Origin of the sequence: Streptomyces anulatus (genome assembly GCF_000721175.1) — a bacterium.
In the GTDB taxonomy this organism is placed as follows: domain Bacteria; phylum Actinomycetota; class Actinomycetes; order Streptomycetales; family Streptomycetaceae; genus Streptomyces; species Streptomyces anulatus_C.
In genome coordinates this window covers 584980-598163 of record NZ_JOEZ01000016.1, presented here as the reverse complement: position 1 = coordinate 598163, position 13184 = coordinate 584980, and the positions used below count along the sequence as shown (strand labels likewise).

Sequence of the window (13184 nt, the reverse complement as noted above, 5' to 3'; positions counted from 1 at the left end):
CGAGCCCCGCTAGGGGCAACCGTACCCGAGGCGCGGCTCCGGCCCGGCCTGGGCCGGTGGGTCCCGGCCGTTGTGTCCCGGTCTCTCCCGGCCGTTGCGTCCGGTCAGTCCAGGTCGATGCGTTCGGTGCCGGAGGGACCTTCGTCGCGGGGGTCGGACGGGTCCTCGGCGGCCTTCTTCGAGGGGCCCGCGGTGCCGGACGCGCCCTCGGTGGTCCGGGTCCAGCGGCTCTCCTGGCCCTCGACCGCGGAGCGGTAGGCGGCCAGCAGCTCGTTGCCCGCGGCGGCGAGGTGGTCGAAGAGCTCGGGATTGCGTTCGATGACCGGTTCGACGGCGGACTTCGCCTGCCGGATGGCCTGCTGGACCGCGCCCTGGGCGGCGACGCCCAGCAGCGGGGTCTGGAGCGAGGACACCTTGTCGGCGACCGCGTCGACCAGCTTGCGCAGTTCCTCGGCGGCGGATCCCGGCTGGGGGCCGTACTCGGCCCGGCGGCGGGCCTTCTCGGCCGCGAGGTCCTCGGCGCAGGCGTCGGCCCACGCGTCGCCGTCGACGGGACGATCGGTGGCTTCACTCATGGGGGACTCCTGCGACGCGGGGCGGCCGACGGTCGGCCTGCGGTATCACGTACTACCGACGTTACCCGAACGGCCGCACGCCGTTCAGGAGGTGCGCGGCCACAGGGCCGGATCCGGTGTGAACCTCACCCGCAGCACCCCGTCGGCCAGGGCGGCGCCGGAGACGGTGCAGCGGCGCAGCGCGGAGGCGATCCGCACGATCCGGTGGAAGGGGCCGACGGTCAGGAGCAGTTCGTCGCCCCGGCGGACCAGGCGCAGGTCCTCCTTGGCGGCGCCGGGCAGCGGCAGACACCAGGCGAGGACCGTCGCGTCCTCGGTGTCCGGCTCCTCCTCGGTCCACCAGGGGTCCTCGGCCCGGCCGGGCGTCCGGTCGTCGGGGGCGGGGATCTCCAGCGCGGCCAGGTCGTCCGGGCCCTGCGGGTCGCGGCCCAGGTGGGCGGCCTCGTGCACGGGGAGGTCCGGCGCCACGTCCTGGTGCCAGTGGTCCAGGCACTTCTCCTGCTGGGCGGCGAGCGCGGCGAACCAGGGGTCGGGCGAGTGCCGGGGCAGGACGCGGGAGGCGACGAGCAGGTCGGCGCTCAGTCCGTGCAGGGCGAGGCCGGTACGGGCGGCGCGCAGGGAGTCCTCGGCGGCCGGGCCCGGCTCCGCGACCAGCCGGAGCGTGGTGGACGCGTCCTCGATCAGGGCCTGGACGGCGGCCAGCTCGGCGTCCTTGCGGGCAGCGGCCTCGTACAGCCACTGCGCGGGCATCGGGACCCCGGCGAGCTGGGCGAGGACCGGGCGCAGGGCGCGGGCGGCCTGGCGTTCGGCGGGGAGCAGCCGGCGCAGGTAGCGGCGCAGCTGTTCCGGCAGGGCGAGGAGGGCGAGGGCTTCGGTGAGCGGCGGGAGGTCGACGACGAGGGTGTCGTAACCGGCCCAGTCGCCCTCGGCGGCCCGGCGCAGCGTGTGCAGCAGGGCGAGCTGCGGGGAGCCGGGGAGCTCGGTGAGCTCCTCGCCGTCGAGCCGGCCGGCGCCGAGCAGGTCCAGGACGCCGGACGCGCGCTTCTGGAGTTCGGTGAGTTCGGCGCGGAAGTGCTCGCCGGAGTCGACGCGGGCGTGGTCGAGAAGGCCGGTGACCCGGGTGGGTTCCGTGGCGGCCGGGAAGCCGGGTATGGCCTCGGCGGCGATCAGGAGCGTGCGGCTGCCGTGCGCCGCGGCGGCCAGGGCGGTGGCCGCGGCGACGGTGGTGCGGCCCGCGCCGCCGAGGCCGGTGACCAGGACCGTACGCACGGCTGTCAGGTCCCCGGAGCGGACTCGACGCGCTTCTTCAGACCGGCGAGGGCGCGGTCGATGATGACCTTCTCGGCCTTGCGCTTGATCATGCCGAGCAGCGGGATCTTGACGTCGACCGCGAGCCGGTAGGTGACCTCGGTGCGCTCGCCGCCGCCGAGCGGGGCCAGGGCGTAGGTGCCGTCCAGGGAGCGCAGCATCTGGGACTTGACGAGGCTCCAGCTGACTTCGTTCTCGCCGGTCCACGTGTAGGAGAGGACGTGGTCGTCCTTGATCGCGCCGGCGTCCAGGACGAGGCGGACCTGCTCGGCGCGGCCCTGGTCGTCGGTGGAGAGGACCTCGGCCTCCTTGACCTCTCCGGTCCACTCCGGGTAGCGGGCGAAGTCGGCGATCACGCCCATGACGTCGGCCGGCGTCGCCTCGATCGTGATGCTCGAGCTGGTGTGTTCAGCCATCGCCGTGGCCCTCCAGTGCGGTGTTACCGGTCGCGTTCGGCAGGAGCCTGCCGCTGTGCAGGCTATCGCGTGCCCGGGGCGCTCCGGTCCACGGCCCGGCCGCCCGTGGTCACCAGGTCAGCGCCCAGGGCGTTCCGGTCGAGGCGAAGTGGCCGACGTTGACGCACTCGGTGGTCCCTATCCGCATCCGGCGGACCAACGGCTGGTGAACATGGCCGAAAAGCGCGTACCGGGGGCGGGTGGCGCGGATCGCCTCCAGCAGGGCGCGGCTGCCGCGTTCGAAGCGGCGGGCGACGGTGTCGTACGTCAGCTCGGGGACCTCGGGCGGGATGTGCGAGCAGAGGACGTCGACCGGGCCGAGCGCCTCGACCTTGGCGGCGTACTCCTCGTCGCTGATCTCGTACGGGGTGTTCATCGGGGTCTTGAGGCCGCCGCCGACGAAGCCGAAGACCCGGCCGCCGATCTCCACGCGTTCGCCGTCCAGCACGGTGGTGCCGGGAAGGGCGTACTCCGGCCACAGGTCGGGGACGTCGACGTTGCCGTAGGTGGCGTACGTCGGAGCGGGGAAGGCGGCGAAGAGTTCGGCGTACTGCTTGCGCACCGCGCCGAGGATCTCGGCGCTGCGGTCGCGGCCCGCCCACAGCTCGCGGCCGAAGGCGCGGGCCTCGTCGTAGCGGCGGGCGGTGCGCAGGGCGACGATGCGGTCGGCGTTCTCCTCGCCGAAAAGGTCGGGGAAGATGCCGCGCGAGTGGTCGGCGTAGTCGAGGAAGAGCACCAGGTCGCCGAGGCAGATCAGGGCGTCGGCGCCATCCCCGGCGCGGGCCAGGGCCTCGGTGTTGCCGTGCACGTCGCTGACCACGTGAATCCGGGTCGATCCCCCGGCCGGATCCCGGCTGTCCGGTTCGCTGCCTCGCATGGGATCACCCTAGAGCGCCCGTTCCGTCCCTGGGTAGACCGTCCGGACCTGCGGTTACTTCCACGTCGTGACGGCAGTGGACTACTGTGCGCGAAAGGGCCATTTATATGTGTGATGCATAAGACATCTGGCCGGAACCCCCTATCCGGAACCGAGTACTGGTGGGTAACGTCCGGGCAGTCCAGTCGTGCTCACCCCGCTGAGCACCCGCCATTCTTGGACCGCAGCCGGTGCGTCACACAGAGCCGTGGCACCGGAGCCCGATGAGGAGCAGCAGCCTTGCGCGAGTTCAGCCTTCCGGCCCTGTACGAGGTCCCGACGGACGGCAACCTGACGGATCTCATCCGCCGCAATGCCGCTCAGCATCCCGACGTCGCGGTGATGAGCCGCAAGGTGGCCGGCGTCTGGACGGACGTCAGCGCCACCCAGTTCCTGGCCGAGGTGAGAGCCGCCGCCAAAGGGCTGATCGCCTCGGGCGTGCAGCCCGGTGACCGGGTCGCCCTGATGTCGCGCACCCGTTACGAGTGGGTGCTGCTGGACTTCGCGATCTGGAGCGCGGGCGCGGTGACCGTGCCGGTGTACGAGACCAGTTCCGCCGAGCAGGTGCAGTGGATCCTCGGCGACTCCGGGGCGGTGGCGGTGCTCGTGGAGAGCGACGCGCACGCCGCGTCCGTGGCCTCCGTACGGGACGCGCTGCCGGAGCTCGCGCATGTGTGGCAGATCGACGCGGGTGCCGTGGAGGCGCTGGGCAGGGCGGGGGCCGAGGTCTCGGACGAGACCATGGACCTGCGGACGCGCAGCGCCAAGGCGGACGACCCGGCGACGATCGTCTACACCTCGGGCACCACGGGCCGCCCCAAGGGCTGTGTGCTCACCCACCGCAGCTTCTTCGCGGAGTGCGGCAACGTGGTGGAGCGGCTGAAGCCCCTCTTCCGTACGGGCGAGTGCTCGGTGCTGCTGTTCCTGCCCGCCGCGCACGTCTTCGGCCGGCTGGTCGAGGTGGCCTCGGTGATGGCCCCGATCAAGCTCGGCTGCGTCCCCGACATCAAGAACCTCACCGATGAGCTGGCCTCGTTCCGGCCGACGCTGATCCTGGGCGTGCCCCGGGTCTTCGAGAAGGTCTACAACGCGGCCCGTGCGAAGGCACAGGCGGACGGCAAGGGCAAGATCTTCGACCGGGCCGCCGACACGGCGATCGCCTACAGCCGGGCGCTGAGCACCCCGGGGGGTCCCTCGCTGGGGCTGAAGCTCAAGCACAAGCTCTTCGACAAGCTGGTCTACGGGAAGCTGCGCGCGGTGCTCGGCGGCCGGGGCGAGCACGCGATCTCCGGCGGCGCCCCGCTGGGCGAACGGCTCGGCCACTTCTACCGGGGCATCGGCTTCACGGTCCTGGAGGGCTACGGCCTGACCGAGACCTGTGCGGCGACCGCGTTCAACCCGTGGGACCGGCAGAAGATCGGCACGGTCGGCCAGCCGCTGCCCGGATCCGTGGTGCGGATCGCGGACGACGGCGAGGTGCTGCTGCACGGCGAGCACCTGTTCACCGGTTACTGGAAGAACGAGTCGGCTTCGGCCGAGGCGCTGGCCGACGGCTGGTTCCACACCGGGGACATCGGCACGCTCGACGAGGACGGCTACCTCGCGATCACCGGCCGCAAGAAGGAGATCATCGTGACGGCGGGCGGCAAGAACGTCGCTCCGGCCGTCATCGAGGACCGCATCCGCGCGCACGCCCTGGTCGCGGAGTGCATGGTGGTCGGCGACGGCCGCCCGTTCGTCGGCGCGCTGGTCACCCTGGACGAGGAGTTCCTGAGCCGCTGGGCCGAGGAGAACGGCAAACCGGCCGGCTCGACGGCCCTGTCGCTGCGCGAGGACGCGGAGCTGCTGGCCGAGGTGCAGCGGGCGGTGGACGACGGCAACGCGGCGGTCTCCAAGGCCGAGTCGGTGCGCAAGTTCCGTATCCTGCCTGCCCAGTTCACCGAAGAGGCGGGCCACCTCACGCCGTCGCTGAAGCTGAAGCGGAACGTGGTGGCGAAGGACTTCGCGGACGAGGTGGAGTCGATCTACCGCGCCTGAGCGGCGTGACGCGTACGTGTACGGAGGGGCCCGCACCGGGAGTCGGACGCTGTTGGTCGATTCGGGCCCTGTTGCTTCGCCCCGTCGACTTGGTCGGCGGGGCGAAGTGCTGCGAAGTGGCTGGTGCGGGTGCGGGCCCCTCTTCCGTACTCACAACAGGGTCTTGAGCTTCTCCGCCAGCAGGTCCCAGCGCCACTTCTCCTCGACCCAGGCCCGGCCCCGCTCCCCCATCCGCCGCCGCAGCTCCGGGTCGCCGAGCAGCGTCACGATCCGGTCCGCCGACTCCTCGGCGCTTCCGCCGCGCACCACCCACCCGGTCTCGCCGTCGAGCACCGCGTCCGGGGCGCCGCCCGAGTCGCCCGCCACCACGGGCAGCCCGGTCGCGGACGCCTCCAGGTAGACGATCCCGAGGCCCTCCACGTCGAGCCCCCCGCGCCGCGTCCGGCAGGGCATGGCGAAGACGTCACCGGCCCCGTAGTGCGCGGGCAGCTCGGCCCAGGGCACGGGCCCGGTGAAGCGCACCGAGTCCTGGACGCCGGTCTCCACCGCGAGCCGCTTGAGGTCCTTGGCGTACGGGCCGCCGCCGACGATCAGCAGTACCGCGTCCGGGATCTGCGCGAGGATCGCGGGCATGGCCAGGATCAGTGTGTCCTGGCCCTTGCGCGGCACCAGGCGCGAGACACAGACGGCCACCGGGCGGTCGGAGAGCCCGAGGCGGGCCCGGACGCGGTCGCCGCCGGATGCCGGGTGGAAGGTCTTCTCGTCGACGCCGGGCGGCAGTTGCACCATGCGCCCGGCCGCGTCCGGGGTGAGGGCCGCGGCGATCCGGGAGCGGGTGTACTCACCGAGATAGGTGATCGTGTCCGTGCCCTCCCCGATCCGGCGCAGCAGCTGCCGGGAGGCGGGCAGTTGCGCCCAGCCGGCCTCGTGCCCGTGGGTGGTGGCCACCAGCCGCCGGGCGCCCGCGCGACGCAGCGCCGGGGCCATCAGGCCGAGCGGGGCGGCCGCGCCGAACCAGACGGAGGTGCAGTCGTGTTCGCGCAGCAGGGCGGTGGCCCGGCGGGTGACGCGCGGGGTCGGCAGCAGCATCGTCGTCCGGTCGCGGACCACGGTGAACGGCTGCTCGGCGTCGAAGGCGGCGGTGGCCGCCGCGCCCTCCTCGCCGTGCTTCCAGGTGGAGGCGTAGACGACGACCCGGTCGGGATCCAGGCGAAGCGCCATGTTGTGCAGGAACGCCTGGATGCCACCGGGGCGGGGCGGGAAGTCGTTGGTCACGATCAAGGTCTTGTCCATCGCCGCCGACAGTACCGAACGGCCGCGCCTCACCGCTCCCGCGCATGGCCCCCGGCATCATGGGCCGCCGGGAGACCCGGCTGGGGACGACGAAGGCGGACGGCGATGACGGGACGAGCGGTCACCGGCGCCAGGCCGTGGCCGTACGCGGTGTGGGTGCTGAGCCGGGCCTGGTTGCTGGCCTGTGTGTTCAAGGTGGTCACGGTGCCCGGCCCGGACGTCACGGTGGACGTGTCGGTGATCTACCGGAGCTGGTACGAGACCCTGCTGACGGGCACGTATCCGCTGGACGATGTCACCTGGCAGTACCCGCCCGGGGCGGCCCTGGCGATCCTCTCCCCGGCCCTGCTGCCGTTCCTGGGGTACGCGGCCGCCTTCTTCGTCCTCGTACTGCTCTGCGACGCGCTGGTGCTGGGGCTGCTGCTGTACGTGGGGCGGCGGCCGGGGATAAGGGCGGCGGGCGCGTGGGGGTGGATCGTGGGGGTGCCGCTGCTGGGGCCGACGGTCTACGCCCGGTACGACCTGATGGTGACGGCGGTCGCGGTGGCGGCGCTGCTGGCCGGAGTGTGCCGCCCGCGTGCGCTGGGGGCTCTGGCCGCGTTCGGGGCGCTGCTGAAGGGGTGGCCCGCGCTGCTGCTGGTGGGGGTGCGGAAGGGGCGTCCGACGAGGGCGGCCTGGGGGGCGGCGGCGCTGACGGCGGCGGGGCTCGCGGCGTCGTTCGCGCTGTGGCTGCCGGGGGCTTTCGCGTTCCTGGCCTTCCAGCGGGACCGGGGTACCGAGGTCGAGTCGCTGGGGGCGCTGGTCTTCCATGTGGCGCGGCGGTTCGGCTGGGAGGGGCGGGTGGAGCTGCGCTACGGCTCGCTGGAGTTCGTCGGACCGCACGTGGAACTGGTGTCGACGCTGGCGCTGGGGCTTGGGGCCCTGGCGCTGGGCTGGCTGGTGCTGTGGCGCCTGCGGGCGGGGTCGTTCGCGGCGCACACCCCGGCCGAGGCGGCGTTCACGGCGGTGCTGCTGTTCACGGTCACCAGCCGGGTGATCAGCCCGCAGTACGTGGTGTGGCTGGTCGGGCTCGCGGCGGTGTGCCTGGCGTTCCGGGGGGCCGCGATGACGCTTCCGGCGGTCCTGGTGCTGGTGGCGTCGGGGGTGACGCTGCTGGAGTTCCCGATCGGCTTCGGCCATGTGGTGGCGAGCGACGCGTGGGGCGTGACGCTCCTTCTCGTACGGAACGGGCTTCTGGTGGCCGCCTCGCTGATCGCGGCTCGGCGGCTGTGGCGGTCGACGGTGCCGGGGAGACCGCGTGCGGAGGCCGCCGCCCCTCTCGCGGTCGGGGGTCAGCCGAGCCGGGTGGCGAGGTAGTCACGCCAGTCGGCGGTGAACTGCTCGGGGGTGGTGTCGAGCACCGCGTTCAGCGCCTGCTCCACCGCCCCGTCCCGCCCGTCGTGGGCGCCGACGGCCTCGTAGAAGGCGATCAGCTTCTCCTTGCCCCACCGCTCAGCGATCAGCTCGCAGGCCAGCCAGCCGCCCTGGTAGGCCCCCGCGAGCTTCGCGGGGTCGCCGTCGAAGCCGAAGTCCGGGTCGGCGGGGAGCTCGGCGGGGGTCTCGCCGCTGCGGACGGCGGCGGCCAGCTCGGGGGCGATCGTGTCGGCGGCGCGGTCCTCGCCCCGGTAGGCCGTCCAGTCGGCGAAGCCCTCGGAGAGCCAGACGGGGGTGGCGGTGGAGGTACTGGTCCGGGTGGCGACATGGGTCGTCTCATGGGTCAGGACGATCCGCTGCCCGAAACCGCCCAGGGTGGCGTACGCCTGCGGGTTGACGATCACCCGGTCGGCGATGGCCGGGCGCTTGCCGGTGCCGCCGACCTCGCCGGTGGTGACGGCGGCGATGCCCCGGTAGCTGGCCTCCGGTGAGCCCAGCAGCCCCGCCATGTCCTCGACGGAGTCCGGGACGAGGACCACCACCCGGCGGGTCCAGGGCCTCGGCCAGGCGTCCGAGACGGCCGGTACGGCGAGGTCCACGGTGTCGGCGACCTGACGGAGCTCGCTCTCGGGCCGTCCGACGCCCAGGACGATGCTGTGGGCGCCCTCGACGACCTCCACGTCCCCCTGCTGCCACAGCTGCCCGGAGGCGCCCTTGGCGGGCCGGTCCGCGGTGATGTACCAGCGCTCGCCGTCCCGCATCAGCTCCAGGACGCGGCGGGTGGCGACCGGGGCGGTGTCGTACCCGGCGATCCGGTAGCGCAGCTCCACGTCGGCGGTGGCCCACTGCCCGTCCTGCTCGGTGATGCCCTTGACGTCGTAGGTCCAGGACTTCAGGGGCACGTCGGCGAGCTGGTCCAGTTCGGTGCGCTGGGCGGCCCGCAGCTGCGCGGCGTCCGGGGCGAGGGCGTCGAGGTAGCCCGCCGGGTCGTGGGCGAGGACGGCCGCCGCGCGGCTCTCCAGGGTGGCGTCGAGGGCGCCGGTGGTGAGGAAGGTGTCCGGGTCGGCGGGGGCCGTGCAGGCGGACGCGGTCAGGAGCGCGGCGAGCAGCAGGCCCGCCGCACGCCGCCGTCCCCGGGGGCCTCCCCCGCGCGCGTCACGTCCTCGTACGGCCACCCTGCCGATCGTACGGTCAGATCCGGGTGACCGAGGAGACCGGCATCATGCCGACCGGATCGTAGCGGACCGGGGCGCCCGGGTAGGGGGCGTGGATGACCTGGCCGTTGCCGACGTACATGCCGATGTGGCTGGCGTCCGCGCGGTAGGCGACCAGGTCACCGGGCTGAGCCTGGGAGAGCGGCACCATGCGGCCCGCGTGGCGCTGGGCCTGGGAGGTGCGGGGCAGGCTCACCCCGGCCTGGGCGTAGGCCCACTGCATCAGGCCGGAACAGTCGAATCCGGAAGGCCCGTTGGCGCCCCAGACGTAGGGTCTGCCGAGCGCCCGGTGGGCGGCGGCCACAGCGGACATCGCGCGGACGGAGCCGGGGGCGACGCCGGAGAGGTCGGGCACCCCGTCGCGGCCGGTGCGCGACGCCCGGTCGAAGGAGGCGCGTTCCTCGGGCGGCAGCGAGTCGAGCAGCCGGCGGGCCTCGCGGAGCTTGCCCTCGACGGCGCGCTTGTGGCGGGTGACGGCGGCCCGGTTGCGCTCCAGTTCGGTCAGGGCGCGGGTGGCCTCGGCGCGGGTCTGGGCGATCTTGCGCTGGGCGTGCCGCAGGTTGTCCATGATCATCGCCTGGCGGGCGCCGGCCCGGTCGAGGGCGGCGGCCCGCTCCAGGTAGGTGTCCGGGTCGGCGGAGAGCAGCAGCGCGAGCGCCGGGTCGATGGAGCCGGTGCGGTACTGGGCTCCTGCCATGGCGCCGAGCGCGTTGCGCATCCGGTTGACGCGTTCCTGGCCCCGGGCGGTGGCGTCCTGAGCGCGGTCCGCCTCGCCGCGCAGCCGGTCCACACGCTCCCCGGCCTCGTTGAACCGCTCGGTGGCCTGCTCGGCCTCCCCGTAGAGGCGGTCGACGGCGGCCTTGGCGCTCTCCCGGGTGTCCTTCGGGTCGGCGGTCGCCGGGGCCCCGGTCAGTGTGGCCGCCGCGGTGGCGGCGGCAGCCGAGATGACCGTGACCCGGACGCCTCTGTTGAAGCCGGACTGTGTGGAACGGCGATGGGACACCACAGGTAGCCGCACTCCCTTCCGCTGACGCGGTGGTGCGCAGACCCTGCCGCCCGGGCGGGCGGACGGAGACCGGGAGCTGCACAGCAGCCAGACAGTAATCGGACGACTACGCACCGGCCAAAGACCGCGCCGGGGGCAGAGCGGGGGTCCCAACGCCGCCGCCCCGCCCGTGACCTTGGTCTCCGGCGGGGCGGGGGCGTCAGCGTGGTGCGCGACGATTCCCTCGTTCGGGCGTTCCGTGGGGGTGTCGTGGGCGCCCCGTGGCGTCAGATGCGGACGCCGAACTGGAAGGTGCCCATGTAGTCCATCGACTCGTAGCGGACGACGGTGCCCGGCTTCGGGGCGTGCAGGATCTGGTTGTTGCCGGCGTAGAAGCCGACGTGCGACAGCCCGTTGAAGAAGACGAGGTCGCCCGGCTTGAGCTGGCTGCGGCCGATCCGCTGGCCGTCGTTCTGCTGGGTGTACGTGGTCCGGGTGATGGAGACGCCGGCCTGGGCGAAGGCCCACTGGGTCAGCCCGGAGCAGTCGTAGGAGTTGGGGCCCGAGCCGCCGGAGACGTACGGCTTGCCGATCTGTGTGGCGGCGGCGCTGAGGGCAGCGGCGCCACGGCCGGACGCGGGGGCCTCGTTGCCGAGTTCGACCCGCTCGGTGGAGGCGCGGCTGGCGCGGTTCTCCTCCTCCTGGATCTTCGCCCGCTCGGCCTGGGTCAGCGTGTTGAGCAGCTGCTGGGCGTCGGCCAGTTTGCCCTGGAACTTCTTCTTGTTCTCGCCGAGCGCCTCGCGGACGTCGGCGAGGTCGCCGAGCTTGTCCTGGGCTTCCTTGCGCTGCTGGGCGAGGGTGCGCTGCTTGGACTGGATCTTCTGCAGCGACTCCGTCTGCTTGACCGTCAGCTGGTCGAGCGCGGAGGCCTGGTCGAGGAAGCTGTCCGGGTCCGAGGCGAGGAAAAGGGCCACCGAGGGGTCGATGCCGCCGGAGCGGTACTGCGCGGTGGCGATCGAACCGAGTTCGCCGCGCAGCGTGTTGAGCTCGGCCTGGCCGCGCGCGACCTTGTCCTGGAGCGCGTCGACTTCCTTCTTCAGGTTGTCCTGCTGCTCCTTGGCCCCGTTGTACTTCTCCGTGGCCGCCTCGGCCTCGTGGTAGAGCTTGTCGACCTTCGCCTTGACTTCGCTCTTGCTCGGCTTGGGGTCGGCGTGGGCGGCCTGGGAGGTCAGGGCCACGGCCGCAGCGGCGGTCGCGGTGAGCACGGTCACGCGGGTGCGGCTCGGCTGCTTGGGACGACGGTGGGACGCCACGAAGGCGAGCTCCTTCTTCCTCAGAGCCGCCTACCGGGCTGTGGGGGAAAGATTCCCCGGCTCCGTGCACATGACGGACTCGGCGGTTCCTTCGCCGTCACCCCCAATGGGTGATCAACCGTGCGAAGGTTCGAGGCCTGACCCTAGTGACCATCTTGTGATCAGTTCAAATCCTCACAGGATTTTTCTCGTCACACCAGGCACTTCTTTACTCTCACCCCACCGCGTGTAGCGGTGACTTGACGGTACGTTCCCAGAAACCAGGCATGTCACACATGCCACACATATCTCTCTAGACGCGCGAAAGGCGCTTGAGGAGCATGACGGACGCTACCGGCCTCGCTCCGGCCTTCGCCACGCCGTCCGCCACCTCACGGTCGGTGGAGACGACCACCACGGGCCGCCCCGGCGGCTCCGCGCGGGCCAGTTGACGGATCAGCTCGTCCGCCGTGACCCCGGCCTTGCTGAACAGCACCCGCACACCCCGCGGCGGGGCGAGCAGCACCGGGGCGGCCAGTTCCGCCCCGTCGAAGACGCAGGTCATCTCCGCGCCGGTCTGCGCCGCGAGCACCGAGAGACCGCCCAGCAGCCGCAACCGCTGCTTCTCCAGCGGCATCTGCGGATAGCCGGTCTTGGTGACGTTGTAGCCGTCCACGATGAGGTGGGCCTGCGGCAGCGCCAGCAGCTGGTCGAGGAGAGCCGGATCGGTCTCCGAAAGGGCCCTGGCGGCAATGTCCTTGGGCGACATCCGGCCAGGCTCCACCGCGTCCACGGTGTCGGCGGGATGCGTCGTCGCCGGGGGCAGCGCCAGCTCCCGGCGCAGCCCCGAGGCCGCGTCCAGCACGGTGTCCAGGAGCAGCCGCAGCCGCATGTCCTCCACCGAGCGGCCCTCACGGGCGGCCCGGCGGCTCGCCTCCAGCGCCGCCTCGGCCTCCCCCAGCCGCCCCTTGAGCCGGCGCGACTCGCTCTCCACGGCGGAGAGCTGGGCGGCCGACTCCGCCCGTGCGGTGTCGGCGTCGGCGACGCTGCGGCGCAGGGCCGCCTCGCCGCGCTTCACCTCGCTGAGCGCGCTGCGCAGCTTGCGGTGCAGCGACTCGCTCTCCTTGCGGGCCGCCTCCAGCTCGGTGCGCAGCCGCTCGGTCTCGGCGCGGGTGTGGGCGCGGGCCCGCTCCAGCTCCTCGCGCAGCTGCTCCAGTTCGCGCCGGGTCTCCTCGTCCGCCCGCTCCGCGTCGGCGCGCTGGACCTCCTCGCCGGCCGACTCGACCAGCTTGACCCAGCCGGCCGGGCGCAGCACGTAGGCGGCCGCGGCCACGTCGAGGGGGTCGGCGGCGGCAGGCGGTGAACCCGCCTCCAGGGCGTCGGTCAGCTCCGGCTGGGCCTGGGCCAGCCGCTCACCGATCCGCCGCCGGAAGAGGGCGTCACCCTCCAGCGCGGCGGCCATCGCGTTCCCCGCGAACTTCGCCCGTCGCGTCGGGGTGAACCGGGCGTACTGTCGTAGCTGGGCGGGCAGTTCGGCGACGGTCAGCCCGCCGAAGGCGTCCGAGACCAGCGCGATGACGCGCCGTCGCACACCCTCGGGCAGCGGACGGCCGAGCGCCTCTGCACCGCCGTCGGCCTCATCGGCCGGTCCGGCGCCGCTGGTCGGCTGATCCACCGTCCGTCACCCCATAGATGT

11 protein-coding genes are annotated in these 13184 nt (G+C 72.9%); 2 read left to right on the top strand and 9 right to left on the bottom strand.

What is annotated here, in order from left to right:
* Positions 1-104: 104 nt before the first annotated feature.
* From IG90_RS0120870 to IG90_RS0120855, 4 genes are all read right to left on the bottom strand, one after another.
* Positions 105-575 carry a DUF5304 domain-containing protein gene (locus IG90_RS0120870; RefSeq protein ID WP_030586414.1) on the bottom strand — a complete coding sequence of 157 codons (471 nt, stop codon included), beginning with the start codon at positions 573-575 and terminating at the stop codon, positions 105-107.
* 84 nt (positions 576-659) lie between these two features.
* Positions 660-1844, bottom strand: coding sequence for an ArsA family ATPase (locus tag IG90_RS0120865; RefSeq protein ID WP_030586411.1), 1185 nt, complete (start codon positions 1842-1844; stop codon positions 660-662).
* A gap of 5 nt (positions 1845-1849) precedes the next feature.
* The gene (locus IG90_RS0120860) at positions 1850-2299 is read right to left on the bottom strand and encodes an SRPBCC family protein (protein WP_030586408.1); all 450 of its coding nucleotides are present in this window, start codon (positions 2297-2299) and stop codon (positions 1850-1852) included.
* Positions 2300-2408: 109 nt separating this feature from the next.
* Complete coding sequence (locus tag IG90_RS0120855; RefSeq protein WP_030586405.1) at positions 2409-3215, bottom strand: metallophosphoesterase family protein; 807 nt, start codon at positions 3213-3215, stop codon at positions 2409-2411.
* Between the two features lie 279 nt (positions 3216-3494).
* On the opposite strand from IG90_RS0120855, the gene IG90_RS0120850 reads away from it, so the two are divergent.
* The gene (locus tag IG90_RS0120850) at positions 3495-5291 is read left to right on the top strand and encodes an AMP-dependent synthetase/ligase (protein ID WP_030586402.1); all 1797 of its coding nucleotides are present in this window, start codon (positions 3495-3497) and stop codon (positions 5289-5291) included.
* A gap of 150 nt (positions 5292-5441) precedes the next feature.
* Here IG90_RS0120850 and IG90_RS0120845 read toward each other — a convergent pair whose 3' ends face one another.
* Positions 5442-6584 carry a glycosyltransferase family 4 protein gene (locus IG90_RS0120845; RefSeq protein ID WP_030586399.1) on the bottom strand — a complete coding sequence of 381 codons (1143 nt, stop codon included), beginning with the start codon at positions 6582-6584 and terminating at the stop codon, positions 5442-5444.
* Between the two features lie 105 nt (positions 6585-6689).
* Here IG90_RS0120845 and IG90_RS0120840 point away from each other — a divergent pair, with 105 nt between their 5' ends.
* Positions 6690-7940 (top strand): glycosyltransferase 87 family protein, encoded by a 1251-nt coding sequence (locus IG90_RS0120840; protein WP_030586397.1) that lies wholly within the window; start codon positions 6690-6692, stop codon positions 7938-7940.
* Here the strand turns inward: IG90_RS0120840 and IG90_RS0120835 are convergent.
* The 4 genes from IG90_RS0120835 to IG90_RS0120820 form a co-directional block, all read right to left on the bottom strand.
* A complete protein-coding gene (locus tag IG90_RS0120835) occupies positions 7916-9172 on the bottom strand; it encodes a hypothetical protein (RefSeq protein ID WP_030586394.1) in 1257 nt (418 codons plus the stop codon). The genes IG90_RS0120840 and IG90_RS0120835 overlap by 25 nt on opposite strands.
* Positions 9173-9188: 16 nt before the next feature.
* Positions 9189-10217: a C40 family peptidase gene (locus IG90_RS0120830; protein WP_030586391.1), complete on the bottom strand. Its 1029-nt coding sequence runs from the start codon at positions 10215-10217 to the stop codon at positions 9189-9191.
* 266 nt (positions 10218-10483) lie between these two features.
* The gene (locus tag IG90_RS0120825) at positions 10484-11509 is read right to left on the bottom strand and encodes a C40 family peptidase (RefSeq protein WP_030586388.1); all 1026 of its coding nucleotides are present in this window, start codon (positions 11507-11509) and stop codon (positions 10484-10486) included.
* A gap of 292 nt (positions 11510-11801) precedes the next feature.
* Positions 11802-13163, bottom strand: coding sequence for an NYN domain-containing protein (locus IG90_RS0120820; RefSeq protein ID WP_030586385.1), 1362 nt, complete (start codon positions 13161-13163; stop codon positions 11802-11804).
* Positions 13164-13184: the final 21 nt, after the last annotated feature.